20 protein-coding genes are annotated in these 16,620 nt (G+C 44.7%); 16 read left to right on the top strand and 4 right to left on the bottom strand.

Translation table 11 applies throughout. The annotated features are described in order from the left end of the window. The first annotated feature begins 189 nt into the window (after positions 1–189). The 8 genes from AB4Z29_RS08550 (at position 190) to AB4Z29_RS08515 (ending at position 7,885) form a co-directional block, all read left to right on the top strand. A complete protein-coding gene (locus AB4Z29_RS08550) occupies positions 190–747 on the top strand; it encodes a DUF402 domain-containing protein (protein ID WP_183560868.1) in 558 nt (185 codons plus the stop codon). Next, entirely contained in the window at positions 744–1,421 is a 678-nt protein-coding gene (locus tag AB4Z29_RS08545) for a YdcF family protein (protein ID WP_441942639.1), read from the top strand. Before AB4Z29_RS08550 ends, AB4Z29_RS08545 begins: the two co-directional genes overlap by 4 nt. A gap of 90 nt (positions 1,422–1,511) precedes the next feature. After that, positions 1,512–2,507: an AAA family ATPase gene (locus AB4Z29_RS08540; protein WP_441942638.1), complete on the top strand. Its 996-nt coding sequence runs from the start codon at positions 1,512–1,514 to the stop codon at positions 2,505–2,507. 20 nt (positions 2,508–2,527) lie between these two features. Beyond that, positions 2,528–3,817: a GTPase HflX gene (gene hflX, locus AB4Z29_RS08535; RefSeq protein ID WP_441942637.1), complete on the top strand. Its 1,290-nt coding sequence runs from the start codon at positions 2,528–2,530 to the stop codon at positions 3,815–3,817. Between the two features lie 57 nt (positions 3,818–3,874). Then, a complete protein-coding gene (locus AB4Z29_RS08530) occupies positions 3,875–5,167 on the top strand; it encodes a methionine gamma-lyase family protein (protein ID WP_441942636.1) in 1,293 nt (430 codons plus the stop codon). Positions 5,168–5,229: 62 nt separating this feature from the next. Further along, complete coding sequence (locus AB4Z29_RS08525) at positions 5,230–5,640, top strand: MerR family transcriptional regulator (RefSeq protein WP_053376247.1); 411 nt, start codon at positions 5,230–5,232, stop codon at positions 5,638–5,640. Between the two features lie 45 nt (positions 5,641–5,685). Continuing rightward, the gene (gene glnA / locus AB4Z29_RS08520; protein WP_183560858.1) at positions 5,686–7,014 is read left to right on the top strand and encodes a type I glutamate--ammonia ligase; all 1,329 of its coding nucleotides are present in this window, start codon (positions 5,686–5,688) and stop codon (positions 7,012–7,014) included. Positions 7,015–7,267: 253 nt separating this feature from the next. Next, complete coding sequence (locus AB4Z29_RS08515) at positions 7,268–7,885, top strand: hypothetical protein (protein ID WP_441942635.1); 618 nt, start codon at positions 7,268–7,270, stop codon at positions 7,883–7,885. Positions 7,886–8,006: 121 nt separating this feature from the next. Here the strand turns inward: AB4Z29_RS08515 and AB4Z29_RS08510 are convergent, their stop codons facing one another. The 3 genes from AB4Z29_RS08510 to lexA all read right to left on the bottom strand — a co-directional run bounded on the left by AB4Z29_RS08510 (position 8,007) and on the right by lexA (position 9,436). Beyond that, entirely contained in the window at positions 8,007–8,279 is a 273-nt protein-coding gene (locus AB4Z29_RS08510) for a hypothetical protein (protein ID WP_441942634.1), read from the bottom strand. Positions 8,280–8,494: 215 nt separating this feature from the next. Beyond that, the gene (gene yjcZ, locus AB4Z29_RS08505; RefSeq protein ID WP_441942633.1) at positions 8,495–8,602 is read right to left on the bottom strand and encodes a sporulation protein YjcZ; all 108 of its coding nucleotides are present in this window, start codon (positions 8,600–8,602) and stop codon (positions 8,495–8,497) included. 213 nt (positions 8,603–8,815) lie between these two features. Next, positions 8,816–9,436 carry a transcriptional repressor LexA gene (gene lexA / locus AB4Z29_RS08500; RefSeq protein WP_053376242.1) on the bottom strand — a complete coding sequence of 207 codons (621 nt, stop codon included), beginning with the start codon at positions 9,434–9,436 and terminating at the stop codon, positions 8,816–8,818. Between the two features lie 157 nt (positions 9,437–9,593). Between lexA and yneA the strand changes: the two genes are divergently transcribed. The 8 genes from yneA to AB4Z29_RS08460 all read left to right on the top strand — a co-directional run bounded on the left by yneA (position 9,594) and on the right by AB4Z29_RS08460 (position 15,946). Then, entirely contained in the window at positions 9,594–9,962 is a 369-nt protein-coding gene (gene yneA / locus AB4Z29_RS08495; protein WP_441942632.1) for a cell division suppressor protein YneA, read from the top strand. A 160-nt stretch (positions 9,963–10,122) separates the two neighbouring features. Beyond that, a complete protein-coding gene (locus AB4Z29_RS08490) occupies positions 10,123–10,842 on the top strand; it encodes an ABC transporter ATP-binding protein (RefSeq protein ID WP_441942631.1) in 720 nt (239 codons plus the stop codon). After that, positions 10,832–12,184, top strand: coding sequence for an ABC transporter permease (locus tag AB4Z29_RS08485; protein ID WP_441942630.1), 1,353 nt, complete (start codon positions 10,832–10,834; stop codon positions 12,182–12,184). The genes AB4Z29_RS08490 and AB4Z29_RS08485 overlap by 11 nt, the downstream gene beginning before the upstream one ends. A 24-nt stretch (positions 12,185–12,208) precedes the next feature. Beyond that, entirely contained in the window at positions 12,209–13,291 is a 1,083-nt protein-coding gene (locus AB4Z29_RS08480) for an efflux RND transporter periplasmic adaptor subunit (RefSeq protein WP_441942629.1), read from the top strand. A gap of 82 nt (positions 13,292–13,373) precedes the next feature. After that, a complete protein-coding gene (locus tag AB4Z29_RS08475) occupies positions 13,374–13,565 on the top strand; it encodes a DUF896 domain-containing protein (RefSeq protein ID WP_441942628.1) in 192 nt (63 codons plus the stop codon). 45 nt (positions 13,566–13,610) lie between these two features. Further along, entirely contained in the window at positions 13,611–14,600 is a 990-nt protein-coding gene (locus AB4Z29_RS08470) for an aldo/keto reductase (RefSeq protein ID WP_441942627.1), read from the top strand. 26 nt (positions 14,601–14,626) lie between these two features. After that, positions 14,627–15,133, top strand: a complete 507-nt coding sequence (locus tag AB4Z29_RS08465) for a hypothetical protein (RefSeq protein ID WP_441942626.1) — start codon at positions 14,627–14,629, stop codon at positions 15,131–15,133. 24 nt (positions 15,134–15,157) lie between these two features. Beyond that, positions 15,158–15,946, top strand: a complete 789-nt coding sequence (locus tag AB4Z29_RS08460; RefSeq protein ID WP_441942625.1) for an HAD family hydrolase — start codon at positions 15,158–15,160, stop codon at positions 15,944–15,946. Positions 15,947–16,020: 74 nt separating this feature from the next. On the opposite strand, the gene AB4Z29_RS08455 is transcribed toward AB4Z29_RS08460, so the two are convergent. After that, positions 16,021–16,569 carry a 1,2-dihydroxy-3-keto-5-methylthiopentene dioxygenase gene (locus AB4Z29_RS08455; RefSeq protein ID WP_441942624.1) on the bottom strand — a complete coding sequence of 183 codons (549 nt, stop codon included), beginning with the start codon at positions 16,567–16,569 and terminating at the stop codon, positions 16,021–16,023. Between the last annotated feature and the right edge of the window lie 51 nt (positions 16,570–16,620).

Genomic DNA, 16,620 nt, shown 5'->3' with positions numbered 1-16,620 from the left:
ATTTTGTTGCGGACTGCTTGGTTTATTTTGCTTGTCGGCTGGAGATGGACGTTAAGATATGGTAATCTTTTTTTATAGATAAATTCAGCTGTCACGTTTTACAAGGAATTCACAGTTAGAACAAAACCGAGAACAGCCGTGGTCATTACAGACTCGCTAATCTCAATTGAACGGAAAGGTACGTTCCGTATGAAGAGAAAATTTTCAGACCGCGCCAACTGGCGGCGTATCTTGCGCAAGAGCTATTCCTGCTTAGCGCTTGACGGCGACGAGTTCAAAGGTCTCGTGACGTTTTACCGTATTCATGAGCTGCGTGAACCGTTGTGGAAGGAATATAACGGCCGCAAGCTTTGTTTGGCCGACCGGGGATATCTTTGGATGCAGCATTTCCCTAGAGGCGAGCATTTCGTTGTCACAACGATGTTCGATGATAAAGGCCGAGTTGTGCAGTGGTACATCGATGTTTGCAAGACGCAAGGCTTAACGGACCAACAGGTGCCTTGGTTTGATGATCTATATTTGGACGTGGTTGTGCTTCCGAGCGGAGAAGTTTTTTTGATGGATGAGGATGAGCTTGAGGATGCATTGAGACATGGCGATGTCAACAACAAAGATGTAGCGTTGGCTCGCAAAACAGCCGGGAAGCTCCTCTCGAGCATACGCAACGGCCGATTCCGGTATTTCACGCTTAGCTTGAAGCATCGGAAGAGCTTGCTTGAGCGTACCGGGGAATTAAGCGAATCATGAAAACGGCAGCAAATGTTAAGAGCAGATCACGGAAACGATCAATAAAAAGGCGTCCGTGGCTGCTCTTGTTGCGTGTTGCTGCTTGGGTCGTGTGCGCTGGCGTATTTTGGTGCGGATATTTATTATGGTTAATTAACGGTTATGATACCGAGAAGCCATTGATTAAAGCGGACGCTGGGATCGTGCTCGGCGCTGCTTTATGGAACAACGTGCCTAGTCCTGCATTGAAGGAGAGATTGGATTATGCGCAGGAGTTAATGCAAACCGGCATCGTGGACAAGCTCATTCTAACTGGCGGACTTGATGGGAATGGCTCGACCAAAACGGAGGCGGAAGGGATGCGCGACTATCTGGTCGCAAATGGTATTTCAGCTGACAAGCTGTTGCTAGAAAATAAAGCTACGAGCACGTACGAGAATCTGGCTTTTAGTCAACATATCGCTGACCAGCACGGGCTCGATAGGCTTCTTGTCATCACACATGATTATCATGCAGCCAGATCAAAGGAAATTGCCAAAAAGCTTGATTTCTCGCCTTTACAGGTCGCTGCAACAACATCCAAAGTGCTCAATCCCGTTTATAATGAGTCGCGCGAAGTACTTGCTTTCACCAAATGGAAGCTTGATTCGTTGCTGCTTACGTTAGGAATTTTTCCTTCTGATTCATCGCCGTAAATCTGCTAATATGCTGCTGCAAGGTAGAATAAACTTGTAGTGCGGTCAGGCCGCGACAGCTTTTGAAGCAAAGGATAGGTGATGCGACAGATGAGTGGACACGTCATTTCGGGACCAGGCAATGGCTCCGCAAGACCTTCCCGACAAATTAATGTAGTCCTAAGAAGCCAAGAAACTTTCCAGACAGGAGCGTCAGCCCATGTTTTGGAGCCGGATCCGCTCCCTGCTGTGAAGCCGCTGCCGAGCGAGGACCATTACGCAGACATTCAAAAAGAACTAGAACCGATGATCGGTATGGAAAATGTGAAATCACTGGTTTATGAAATATATGCGCTGCTCTACATTAGCCGAATGCGTTCAGAAGCAGGATTATTTGGCGGCTCTCACGTGTATCACATGATTTTTAAGGGCAATCCCGGTACTGGGAAAACAACAATTGCACGAATTGTCGCAAAGCTGTTTCAGAAGATGGGTGTGCTCTCGAAGGGTCACATGATCGAGGTTGAGCGCGCTGATCTCGTTGGCGAGTATATCGGGCATACGGCGCAGAAAACCCGTGATCTCGTGCGAAAAGCAATGGGAGGCGTGCTGTTTATAGATGAAGCCTACAGCCTAGCACGCGGTGGCGAAAAGGATTTCGGCAAGGAAGCAATCGACACGCTGGTGAAATCGATGGAAGACCATAAAAATCAATTCGTGCTCATTCTTGCGGGGTATCCAGCGGAGATCGATGATTTTCTTCTCACCAACCCGGGACTTCCATCACGGTTTCCGATCCAAATCGAGTTTCCGGATTATTCGGTGGATCAATTGATCCAAATTAGCGAATTAATGGCGAAGGAGCGCGATTATGTTTTGCTGCCTCCAACGATTTTTAAATTAAGGCAGCATCTCATGCAAGAGAAGCTGAGCACGATGTTTTCTTTCAGCAATGCGAGATATGTGAGAAACTCGATTGAGAAAGCGATTCGGTTTCAAGCAGTCCGTTTGCTATCGCAATACGCGAATTCCGTCCCCGCGAAGCAGGAGTTAATGACCATTAGACCAGAGGATTTAAAGTGGGATACGAAGCCGATTTCAGGCTGATCGATTAGAAGGAGCATAAGATGAGCGACAAAACATTCGATACGAATCCCGATATGATGGAGAAGGCTATTTTGATTAGCTTGGTAACCGCGAAAGACAAACGCAAAGGCGGAGATCCAGAGATGTCGCTTCAAGAGCTTGCACAGCTTACGGAGACGGCAGGTGTTGAGGTACTTGCAACGATTACGCAAAACAAGGAAACAGTGGATTCAAAATGGTTTATAGGCAAAGGAAAAGTTCAAGAGGTTAAAGCATTGGCCGACGAATTGGGTGCAACGACAGCTATTTTTGATCAAGAGCTGTCGGGCGCCCAAGTACGTAATCTTGAAGAGTCGCTAGATTTGAAGATCGTTGACCGGACCCAGCTCATTCTGGATATTTTTGCAGGACGCGCTAAAACTCGAGAAGGCATTATACAAGTCGAGCTTGCCCAGCTTAGCTATTTGCTTCCAAGGCTGTCGGGGCAAAGCAAGAACCTTTCTCGATTAGGCGGGGGAATCGGCACCAGAGGGCCAGGTGAAACAAAGCTTGAGACGGATCGTCGCCATATCCGTGATCGAATATTCGATTTGAAGACTGTTCTCGAGGAAGTTGTAAGGCATCGGAAGCTGCACCGTGAGCGGCGCAAGAAAGCCGGTGTCACTCAGGTTGCACTGGTCGGCTATACGAATGCGGGGAAATCGACGCTGCTTCGCGAGCTGACAAATGCGGATGTTTATGTAGAAAACCAGCTGTTCGCAACACTAGATCCCACCTCCAGAACGCTTGAATTACCGAACGGAAGAGAGATCATTTTGACGGATACGGTTGGCTTCATTCAGAATTTGCCAACGGATCTCGTAGCGGCTTTCCGAGCAACGCTAGAAGAGGTCTGCGAGGCTGATCTGGTCCTTCACGTAATCGATAGCAGCTCGTCTGTACGCGAAGAGCAAATTGCTGTCGTAAACAAAATTTTAGGCGATCTTGGTGCTTCCGATAAGCCTTATATTATGGTCTATAACAAAAGGGATATGTGCGTGAATAACGGTTCGCTATCGGATCTGCCTATTACAGGCGGTGATAATCTTGTGATTAGTGCCTATGATAACGGTGATCTAGAGCTATTAAAACAGTCAGTTCAAGACAAGCTGAGCGGAGATGTTGTCGTATTTAATGTTCCGGCTGAGCGCGGTGACCTAATCGCACTTGCCTATCGAAGCGGTGAAGTTATTCACCAAGAGGTGAACGAGGATTCGCTTAAACTTACCGTGCAAGTCAGCAAACAGGATTATGAACAGCATGGATATCGTTTGAAGCATTATATTGAATAATGGAATACATACATTAACGGAGTCGAGTTGCTTCGCAATTTTAAGGAGAAGATAGATATGAATAGGCAGCATGAGAATCAGAAGCTGTGGAAGCATCTCGAGCAGGTTGCTGAGCAGTCAGAGATGCTTGCAGCAGAGGCTTTTCGCAGAATAGATAAGATTGCAGAACGCAACCAGTGGAAGGTTATTGAATCGTTCCAGCKCCATAAGGTAAGTGACTTCCATTTCACGGGATCGACTGGATATGGGTATAATGACCGCGGACGTGAAATACTTGATCTCGTGTATGCTGATGTAATGGGGGCGGAAGCCGCTATTGTGAGGCCGCATTTTGTGTCGGGTACGCATACGATCAGCTGTGCGTTGTTCGGTGTGCTAAGGCCTGGAGACGAGCTCCTGTATGTTACGGGAAGGCCTTATGATACTCTCCATAAGGTCATCGGGAAACCAAATGATGGAATGGGCTCTCTTCAGGATTTTGGCGTGAAATATTCGGAGGTGCCGCTTCTTGAGGGAGGTGGCCTTGATTGGCAGCTAATTGAAAAGTCGATTTCCGAACAAACTAAGGTTATCGGAATTCAACGCTCCCGCGGTTACGATTGGAGAGCGTCCTTTACGGTTGCCGAGATTGAAGACATTGTTAAAAGAGTGAAGGCGATAAAGCCGGAGCTCATCGTTTTTGTCGATAATTGCTACGGGGAGTTTACCGAGCCGCTCGAGCCTACTCAGGTTGGCGTTGATCTTATGGCAGGTTCGTTAATTAAAAACCCAGGCGGCGGTTTGGCTGAAACTGGCGGCTATATTGCCGGGAAAGCATTCGCCGTAGAAGCGGCGTCTTACCGGTTGACTGCTCCCGGCATTGGCGGCGAGGTCGGCGCCATGCTTGGAACTCTAAGACCGATGTTTCAAGGCTTGTTTTTAGCGCCTCATTTGGTTGGACAAGCAATCAAAGGCAGCGTGCTAGCAGCTGCTTTGTTCGAAGAACTTGGCTTTGAGACGAAGCCGAGATGGAACGAACCGCGTACAGACCTTATACAAGCAGTACGCTTCGGACAAGCCGAGCATCTAATCGCATTCGTGCAAGGCATCCAGCAAGCTGCAGCAGTCGACTCGCATGTCGTCCCAGAGCCTTGGGATATGCCTGGCTATGAGAATGCTGTCATCATGGCGGCAGGAACGTTCATTCAGGGAGGAAGTCTAGAGCTCTCAGCTGACGCTCCAATACGCGAACCTTACATTGCTTATATGCAGGGTGGTTTAACCTATGCCCACGCCAAATATGGTGTTCTAACCGCATTATATCGACTAGTGGACAGTGGTTTAATTGTGATTAAACCTTACATAACTTGACACATTTGCGTCGGAAAGGTTAGAATGAATCTATAAATGAGCGACTGGAAGGTTGATGCGACATGGCTGACGATATTCGCAGAAATATGGCCCTATTTCCGATCGGCATCGTAATGAAGCTGACGGATTTAACGGCCCGCCAAATCCGGTATTACGAGCAGCATGAATTGATCGTCCCTGCGAGAACAGCAGGAAACCAACGGTTATTTTCGTTTAATGACGTAGAACGGCTTTTGGAAATTAAATCATTAATAGAAAAGGGCGTTAACATCGCCGGCATTAAACAGGTTATGAATCCGGTTTCCAAAGAATCGGACGATGCGACGATCGTTAGTGAGCAATCGGAAGTTAAGCGTCGCGAGCTCTCCGATCAGCAGCTGCATCGTTTGCTTAAACAGCAATTGCTCGAGAAAAGACCGGGTCAGGCTTCGCTCATTCAAGGTCAATTGACCCGTTTCTTAAATAAGCGCTAGTAGGACTTTTATAACCATTGATTCGCAAACTAAGGAGATGATTCTGTGAGTTACACTAAAGAGGATATTAGACGTATAGCACAGGAACAAAATGTTCGATTTATTCGTTTGCAGTTTACGGATTTGCTCGGAACAATCAAAAACGTAGAAATTCCGGTTAGCCAGCTTGAGAAAGCATTGGATAATAAAATGATGTTTGACGGATCTTCCATTGAAGGATATGTACGTATTGAAGAATCCGATATGTATCTTTATCCCGATCTTGATACTTGGGTAGTATTCCCATGGGTAACCCAAGACCGTGTTGCTAGGCTGATCTGTGACATTTATATGCCTGACGGCACGCCTTTCGCGGGTGACCCGCGCGGCATTCTGAAGCGCGCTTTGAAAGAAGCAGAAGGACTTGGCTATACTGCAATGAACGTCGGTCCAGAGCCGGAATTTTTCTTGTTCAAGACGGATGAGCGCGGAGAGCCTACAACGGAGCTTAACGATCAAGGCGGATATTTCGATCTGGCTCCTATGGATATGGGTGAAAACTGCCGTCGTGAAATCGTTTTGACGCTTGAAGAAATGGGCTTTGAGATTGAAGCATCCCATCATGAGGTTGCTCCTGGCCAGCATGAGATCGATTTCAAATATGCAGATGCGATTAAAGCTGCGGACCAAATTCAGACATTCAAGCTCGTTGTCAAAACCGTTGCTCGCGAGCATGGTTTGCATGCATCCTTTATGCCTAAACCGCTGTTTGGCGTAAATGGCTCAGGCATGCACTGCCATCAATCGTTGTTCAAAGGCGATACAAACGATTTCTATGACGAGAAGGACAAGCTTGGTCTAAGCACGACTGCGCGCCAATACATGGCAGGCATTCTGCTTCACGCACGTGCGATGGCTGCAATTACGAATCCAACAATCAATTCTTATAAACGTCTAGTACCAGGCTACGAAGCACCTTGTTACGTAGCATGGTCCGCAAGCAACCGTTCGCCAATGATCCGTATACCAGCTTCTCGCGGCCTTAGTACGCGCGTAGAGGTTCGCAACCCGGATCCGGCAGCCAACCCATACCTTGCACTGGCTGTTATGTTAAAAGCGGGATTGGACGGCATTCAGAACAAATTGCCATTGCCAGCTCCTACTGATCGTAATATCTATATCATGACTGAGGAAGAGCGTCAGGACGCAGGTATTCCGAGCTTGCCTCTTGATCTAAAAGAAGCTTTGGATGAAATGCTGCGCAGCGATATTATCTGTGAAGCGCTTGGCGACCACGCGCTTGCGCATTTCTATGAGCTTAAAGAAATTGAATGGGATATGTACCGCACGCAAGTTCACCAATGGGAACGCGATCAGTATTTGACCCTATATTAAAAACGAGAAACCTTAACGCACCTGCGTTAAGGTTTTTTTATTAGATATTATAAAAAAAGCTACGATGACATCATTTCTGTTACTCATCGTTTAAGCGTAGCAGAACAAGAACTGAGATGGAGAAATATACAATATAATCTGTAGTACCATATAGAGTTAGTACTATTCGCTTGTCTTCAAGCTTGTTATATTCTAATTAACTACAGATGAGTAATGGAGAATATAACAGCATTTAAAGCAGGAGATGAGCAGCATGGGTGTAACAAATGTACACAATGATCGAACAAATAGCGTCTATGTTTTGTTGACCAACACGGGTRCTTTGTTTACTCGGGTAATAAAAAGCTTCACAAGAGCCCCATATAATCATGCTTCGCTCGTTATGGATGAAACGCTTGAAGGGATATATAGCTTTGGCAGGAAGCAAGCAACAAACCCATTTAACGGAGGTTTTATCAAAGAGGATGTTTATAATGGAACCTTTAGGCATTTTCCCGAGACAACGTGCAAGCTTCTTCGTATTGCAGTGACGGATCAACAAAAAGCGAGCTTGGAGAAGATGATTTGCGAATTCGAGAAAAACAAGAATATTTACCGCTATAATCTGATTGGCTTGATTGGCGTTTTAATGAATGCGAATTTGCAGCCTGCACTTTCTTATTTCTGTTCACAATTTGTAGCTGAGTCCTTGCGCAGCAGCGGCATTCAGCTATGGAACCGACCTTCGACATTAGTAACTCCTAATGACTTTCTTGTACATGAACAAGCAGAGACCATTTACGAGGGTTATTTGTATGACTATCCGCTTCTTGAACGCCAAAGATTAGGTAAAATGGCTAAACGGTTTTATCCTGAAGTGCTATTTGGTTAATGGAATTTTTGATAAAACGACGTGTATGTATTTGTTTAACAGCCTTGGCAAACAAAAGGAGAACATCCACGAAATCGTAATGTTCTCCTTTTGTTTTGACATCCTTTTACACAAAGGATAATTACTTTATGCAAATCGGTTGACGGTGCCCGCCATGAAATCCTCCGCCATGGAAGCCTCCAGGAGGGCCTCCGTGAAAGCCGCCAGGCCCTACGCCATGAAAGCCGCCTCCAGGGAACCCACCGTGCCACCAAGGCCCTCCGAAGCCGCCTTGCGGGAATGGCAAAGGGAGAGGGAGTACTTCAGGGTAAGGATACGGATATGGATAGGGGTAAGGGTATGGATAAGCAGGCGGATATGGGTAAAAAGGGGGTTGAAGAGGTCCTAATGCCATGATTGATTCCTCCAGTATGTTGATTTACGTTCAGCCTATGCTTCAATGTCCACCTACGCAACTTGCCCATACAATTTATCCCTTTGATTGTAAGGGGAATGAACGCAGGAGCGAGAATTGAATTCATCGATTATACAAGCTGTTTGAAGCACAAAAAAAGACCCTTGGCAGGGTCTTTAACGCATAATTCATTTATAATTGCAATCGAACATTGATTAATAACTTCCGAAGCTCATGCAGCTGCAAGCAATAATCACCAATAAAATAAAAAGAACCAAAATGGTACCTGTGTTTGTAAATGCTCCACCAACGTAACCGGACATTTCTCAATGCACCTCCTTACGTTTTGAATACAACATATCTTATGCAGGGCAAAAGCGCAGTGATTGGATATTTGCCCTAAGGATTATATAGAAGAGAAGTGTCATCGAAAACGCTCATATATGATTTAAGATCACTGTTTATAAAAAAAAAGGCTGGATCAAAAATGCGATAGCATTCGATCCAGCCTTTTCTTTATGTAAAACGATCATGTATTAATGGATGTCGCGGAAAAGTCCAATCACTTTGCCAAGTATCGTTACATTCTGGAGTAAAATCGGCTGCATCGTAGAGTTCTCAGGCTGCAAGCGGATATGATTCTTCTCTTTATAGAATGTTTTGACTGTTGCTTCATCATCTTCAGTCATGGCAACGACAATCTCACCATTGTTTGCCGTCTGCTGTTGACGAACGATAACATAGTCGCCGTCGTGAATGCCTGCCTCAATCATGCTCTCGCCCATTACATTGAGAATAAAAACACTGCTGTCCCCAACGAAATGAGAGGGAAGCGGGAAATATTCTTCAATATTCTCTGTTGCGGTAATTGGGACGCCAGCGGTTACTTTACCGACAATAGGTACTTTCGCTACGGACAGCGGAATAATGCCATCGACGCCTTCTTGATCGAGTATCTCAATTGCGCGGGGTTTGGTTGGATCACGACGAATTAATCCTTTTTTCTCAAGACGGTCTAGATGGCCATGCACAGTTGAACTCGACAGCAATCCAACAGCTTCGCCGATTTCTCGAACGGAGGGCGGATAGCCTTTCTCCCGAACTTCATTCTTAATAAATTCTAAAATCGAATGTTGTCGGTTAGAAATCTTCGACACAGTAATCACTCCATTAGTAGGTTTGCAAAAAATTATAACATAGAACCGGAGTTCGTACAAACATAAGTTCTCAAGTACAAAGGTTCGCATTTTTTGTTGACACCAAACGTTTGTTCGTGTAATCTAAAAACAGAACAAACGTTTGGGGTGCTGATAAATGATAATGAATCCGAGTTTTTATAAATCAATCCATGAGCAGCAAGAGAATAAAGCCGTTCCGAATAGAATTTGGCAATTTGTGAAACGTCATTTAGTAAAGGTTATCGTAAGTTTTGTCATTTTTGTGCTTCTATTTACGAGTTTTCTAATGATGGGGACGGATGCATCAAGTAAACTTCCGGCAACAGCATCTAACGAGGAGCAGGTCGTCACTGTTCATTCAGGCGATACACTGTGGGCGATCGCTAAGCGCTACTCTGACTCGAAACACGATATCAGATACATTATTTATAGAATAAAGGATCGAAATGAATTAAATACTTCAGAAATTAATCCCGGCCAAACACTTATCATTCCGTCTATCTAATCATGTTTTCTTATTTTGTAAACATACGTTCTAACACAAATGCTTTCTAGATCAAGCAGATCTTAATGACCTGTTTGATTTAGGAAGTTTTTTTGTGTGTGGTGCAGGGTTTCTTTTACATTTTGTCGTCTATTAAAGGGTACTGAAGGGAGAGACGACATTGTTACGTGTAGAGCAATTATCACATTCATTTACAAACGGGAATGAAACAACAGCTGTTTTGCACCAAATCAGCTTTCAAGTGCAAAAGGGAGAAATGATCGCTTTATTAGGCAGCTCTGGGTCAGGAAAATCCACGCTGCTCAATTTAATGGCTGGGCTTATGAAGCCGACTGAAGGTGAAATTTTTATTGCTGGTCAAAACATCGTGAAGATGAATGAGAATCAGCTCGCGGAATTCAGGCGCAGTCATATCGGTTTTATATTTCAAGCCTATGAGCTCATTGCTAATCTTACGGTAAGGGAGAATGTCGAGCTTCCACTCGTATTTCAATCCATACATCCTGCGGTTAGAAAGAAAAAGGCACTTGCCTTATTGGAACAGGTAGGCATACCCGATAAAGCAGAAATGTTCACGTCGCAGCTATCTGGGGGTCAGCAACAGCGTGTCAGTATCGCCAGATCGCTAATTACGGAGCCATCCGTCATATTTGCAGATGAACCAACAGGCAATTTGGATACAAAGACAGAGGAAGAAATTATTATGATTCTGCAGCAGTTAAACAAAACGATGGATACAACCTTTATTGTGGTTACACATGAGAAAGAGGTAGCGGCGCGGACAGAGAAAATCGTAACTCTTAGAGATGGTTATTTGGTAATGGAGCAGGATCAAAAATGGAAACCAACGCTTGCAGGAGGGCAATTCCATGAGGATTAGCGATGTTACGAGGCTATCATGGGATCAGGTGAAACGAAGAAGGGTAGTCACTGCGTTGTGTGCAGCAGGCATCTCGATCGGATGCGCAGCCATTATCGTCGCGATGAGTATCGGCGAATCTGCTCAACTATACATAGAGAAACAAATGAATAGTTATTTGAATATGGATGAAATTACGGTTACAGCAAATAGCGGACCTCAGTCAGGGGGGACTGCATCAGAAGCCGCTATTGAATCCAGCATGCAAGGAAGTTTGACAGAACAGAAGCTGAACATTATGAAACAAATGCAGCATGTAGCCGCAGCTTCTCCTTATCAGCAACTTAATTATATGGAAATGCTCACATTAGATGGGATGAGCTCACAATACCAAACTGAAGTGATCGGAACGGATTTGGAGATGCTTACAGCATTCGGCAATAATTTTATCCAAGGTGGACCTTCCAATATGGAGGATGCCATCGTTCTGAACTATGGTGCAACGTTAGGCTTGATCGAGGAAGAAACGAAGGCGAAGCTCCAAGAGCAGTTAACCGCAGATCCATATAATGAAGCTGTCATTCAACAATATGAGAACACAGGCAAGATGCCGAGCGTCATGTACCAGAAGCAAATTCAGTTTCGCTACGAAACGCCTGACGGACCTGTGTTCAGCAGGCCGCTTAGGGTCATAGGTGTATTAAAAAAGCCTAGCGGATCCAGCGACGCTCAATTGATGTATAACAAAAAGGGATATGTCTCACTTCAAACGGCAGCGGTGCTGAAAAAAGAGCTAATGCTGGCAGAGAATGACAATGAAACCTATCAATCTATCATCGTCAAAGTTGAAAATCAATCAAAGCTGGAGCAGGTCGAAAAGCAGATTCAGAAATTGTTAGTAACGACACAAACGAATTTGTACCAGAAGGAAAGATTGGCGAATGAATTTAAGATCATAAAAGCAGCTGCTTTAGGTATCGGCGTTTTTATTCTGATCATTGCTTCGATTTCTATTGTAGTAGCCATGACAATGTCCACCTACCAGAGAAGAAGACAAATTGGCATCATGAAGGTACTGGGGGCTAACTTGGGTCAAATTAGAAATATGTTTATAGTCGAAGCCGCTTTGTTAGGATTGCTAGGGGGACTGCTCGGCGTATTATTTTCTTATTGGATCGTATGGGGGATTAATGGACTTATTCATCATTTGTCTGATGAACAGGATGCAGTCATTATCTTTATTCCGTTATTGACGATCCCAATTGGAATGGCCTTTGCTCTTGCTACAGGAATCTTATCCGGCATTTATCCAGCTATTACTGCGTCAAGGACAGATGCATTGACTGCGATTAAAAGAGATTAACTATGAGATCGAAGGAGTATTGTGATGAAGAGCAAATTAAAATGGATCATTCTCGGAATTGTCATTATAGCCATAAGTTTTGGGTTGTTTCGGTTGGGAAACCCTAATCAGCCAATGTTGATTGAAACAGAATCAGAAGCGATTGTGTTTCAAGTAACCAAAGGAACTATATCGAATACCGTCGAAGTGAAAGGAAAGTCACTATATGAGCAAGAGACCTTCGTTTACGCACCTTACAGCTCAGAAGTGTCCGAGTGGAGTGTGCAAGATGGTCAGCAGGTCAAAGCTGGGGACGTATTGTTCAAATTAAATCAATCGACGGTACAAAACGAAATTGTGCAAATGGAAGCTGAAATGCACAAAGCTAGGCTTGAAGCTAAGCTTAATGATTATCTCATTCAATCAGATGAGGATTTCATGTCACTGGAGGCATCTGAAGGAGAACGGAAAAAATCTTTAGTAGAAAGAGAAATATCCAAGCTGAACAAAGAGCTTCGTGAAGTTACGATTGGTATTCAAGAGAAAGAACTTCAAAGTAAAAAAGAAATGCTTAGCAGCTCAATATACCGTTCGCCCGCAAAAGGGATTTTCTTATTCGATAATCCAAGCAAAAGACCGCAAATGGTTGGCCAAAATGAATATGTTGGCAAGATCGTTGACTTGAGCAAGCTGCAATTCATTGCACTTGTAGGGGAACAGGATATTTTCCGTATAAAGGAAGGCATGTCGGTAAACGTCATGATGAGTGCAAAGAAGGATTTATTAATGAAAGGGAAAGTCCAGAGTGTTTCCAAATTCGCTAAAACCGGAACAGACCAAAATAATTTGAACCAAGCTGCGCAATTCGAAGTTGTAATCGGACTTGAGGCTAATGAATCTTTAATCGCGGGGCTGAGCTTGAATGGTTCAATTGAGACAGAAAGGCAAGAGAACGCGACAGTCGTGCCATCCATCGCAATTGCTCGCGAGAAGGATAAGTACTTCGTTATGTATGATTCTGGAAATGGCGAATATGACCGAAAAGAAATTAAGATTGGCTTGGAAACCCCGGAGCAGACTGAAGTCCTTGAAGGGTTAAAGCCTGGCGTTCAAGTCGTCCTTCCTTAAAGCCTCGCCTTGACAACTAAGCGCTCAAAATGTCAAAGTATAGAGTAGAGGTTTTTCCATCATGAGAGGAGTAGAGCAAGCAATGGAGTTTTCAAAAATAATTGAACGGATTAACGAGCTCGCTCGTAAAAATAAATCGGAGGGCTTATCCGATGCCGAAATCACTGAAAGAGACGACCTTCGCAAGCAGTATTTAACAAACTTCAAGAACAATTTCCGTCAACAGCTGGAAACGATTGAGATTGTCGATGATAAAGACGATATCAAGCATTAAACGTATTAGCGAGTTATCATTTAAAACCCATTGGAGGTCTATTAGATGAATTATAAGCTATTGGGAAAAAGCGGACTTGCTGTCTCTGAACTTTGCTTGGGAACGATGACGTTCGGTAACACAACAAATGAAGCGGATGCAATCGAAATGATTGACCGCTTCGTTGACCGTGGCGGAAACTTTCTTGACACGGCTGACGTATATGTTAGCGGCCGTTCGGAAGAGATCGTAGGCAAAGCCATTAAACAAAGACGTTCTGATATTGTTCTAGCAACGAAGGTACGGATGACGACCTCCAGCAATATTAATGGAGTAGGGCTTTCCCGTAAGCATATTTTGGATGGTGTTGAGGCTAGCTTGAAGCGGCTTCAAACCGATTACATTGACCTTTATCAAGTGCATGTATGGGATCATGCTACGCCGATAGAAGAGACGCTGCGTACACTTGATGACCTTGTTACATCAGGTAAAGTCCGCTACATAGGGTGCTCCAATTTTTTTGCATGGCAGCTCATGAAGTCATTAGCCCATAGCGATGCTAGCCGTTATGTGCGCTTCGTTTCCATTCAACCGCAGTATAGCTTGGTTAGTCGGCAAATGGACCGTGAAATGCTGTCGCTTTGCTTAGAGGAAAAAGTAGGCATTATTCCTTGGGCGCCATTAGGCGGAGGTTTTCTGACGGGCCGTTACACACGAGATGAACCTAAGGAAGGTCGCATGATCACTAAGGTGGGGGAAAGCTCGTGGATCAACCGCGCTTCCGACCAGAACTTCGCAATTGTTGATGAGGTAATAGCGATTGCAAAAGAACTTGATAAAACGCCGGCGCAGGTTGCTTTAAGATGGCTGATTCAACGAGAAGGAATCACATCGCCGATATTCGGAGCAAGCAAGCTAGATCAGTTCGAAGACAATATGGGTGCATTAGGCTGGGAAATGCCGACGGAAATTTGGAATCGATTGAACAGCGTTAGCGCGCTTCCGGATGATTATCCGAACCGCTTTATCGAGAAATTCCGTCGACCGTTTGAATAGGGTAGCATAATAGGAGGAGAATGAGCTTGTCACGTTCCTGGGAGCGCAAGGTGCGCAAAAACATGACTGTTGTTAACAAACAACGGAAGAAGCAAGGTAATGGTCAAATCGTTTTTAATGCCGAGAAATCGGAGAAAATCGTTGGTCGCAATTTCATTGCACCGATATTACTCATTTTGTTTATCGGCATGTACGTAATTCTCATGCAAAGCTCGACCGAGTTCAAAATGGATACGATGTTTTGGATTACGGTTGGCTGTTATATTCTCTTGGCAGCATTGTTCTACTTCAGACGTCCATACATAACGATTGGCAAAGATTATGTACAAACACGTCGCATGACAGGCGACAAACGAATCACTGCGGCTGCTATCAAAGGGATTAGCGCACAGAAGGGCTATGTCATCGTTGAGCAGCAAAAGGGCGGCAACTGGGTTTTTGCGAAACTAACGAACCGTTTCCCGACGGAGGAAATCGCTGCGAAGCTAAAGGTTTTTGCAGAAGCAAACCATATTCCTTTTCAGGAAAAATAATTAGGCAGGAGAGTTTGGACAACAATGGCTAAACAAGCGGTATTATTTGATTTGGATGACACGTTGCTTTGGGATGACCGAAGTGTAAAGGAAGCATTCGAGGCGACTTGCCAAGCAGCAGCAGATGCAACAGGTGTAGATCCCGTTGCATTGGAGGATGCAGTGCGTCGTGAAGCAAGAGCCCTATATGAGTCTTATGAAACTTTTCCATTTACAAAAATGATTGGAATCAATCCATTTGAAGGTCTCTGGGCTCCTTTTCTTGAAGGCGAGCAAGAAGAGTTCCGCAAATTAGAGCGCCTTGCACCCGGTTACCGAAAAGCAGCTTGGACACAAGGACTTAAGTCGCTCGGCATTAATAATGAGGAGCTCGGAGCGAAGCTTGCTGAGCAATTCCCCGCAGAACGTCGCGCACGTCCTATCGTGTATGAAGAAACATTTCGTGTGCTCGAGCAGCTTAAAGGCAAATACAAGCTGCTATTGCTAACCAATGGTTCTCCAGATTTACAGAGGGAGAAGCTTGCAGGCGTACCGGAACTGCTACCTTACTTTGATCATATTATAATTTCAGGAGAATTTGGTCAGGGCAAGCCGGCTGCTGCCATATTTAAGCATGCACTCGAAAGGCTAGATATCGAAGTCGATCATGGAATTATGGTTGGCGATAAGCTGACAACTGATATTCTTGGTGCGAACACGGTGGGCATGACGTCAGTCTGGATTAACCGTCATGCTGCCGTACGCAACGATGACATTATTCCTTCACATGAAATCAAGCATCTTGAAGAGCTGCTTCACCTTCTCGAAGCTTAAATAATGGTGCAAAAAAGCCCCTCATGGCCAGCGTTTGCTGCTGCAGAGGGGCTTGCATTATTTATGAGTTGAATTTACGCTTCGCTAGACGCGAATTTCTCGTCAGCGAAAGGGTGTGCAATCCAGCCTTCTGTTTCAATAAAGAGACGAACGGCAACGATCTGACGGTTATCCATAAGCGTGAAAAAATGCGGCTTGTATTCCGGCACGGAAATGACGTCGCCAGCTTCGAGCTCAACGTCAAAGTAACCTACGTCGTCCGTACCTTTAATGATAAAGATACCTCGTCCGGCTGTAATGGCACGAACTTCATCTTCCGTATGTGTATGGACGTTTTCAAACTTTTTGAGCAGCTCGTCGAGGTTTGGTGTAGCATCGGACAATGCGATGATATCCCATGTTTTATAACCGCGTCTTTCTGCGAGATCTTTGATTTCCTCGTCATATGTCGTCAATATTTCTTGTTTTTCTTCATCGGAAAGTACAAACTTCTGTTGAAGCCCTTCTGCTAGCTTCTCTGGGTTCCAGTGCTCGTAAAGCACCTCTTGCTTATCTAGAAATGCACGGACAGCCTCTTCACCTTGAATCCGTTCCTCTGTATTGCGAATTCTAATCTCAGCCATGAACATTCCCTCTTTTCCTATAGAAATTAAATGATATACTGATTATAAAAC

The organism is Paenibacillus sp. 2TAB23, from assembly GCF_052115165.1.
Taxonomy (GTDB): Bacteria; Bacillota; Bacilli; order Paenibacillales; family Paenibacillaceae; genus Pristimantibacillus.
Note: the sequence above shows the minus strand (reverse complement) of the source record. Positions and strands in the feature narration are given on the sequence as shown.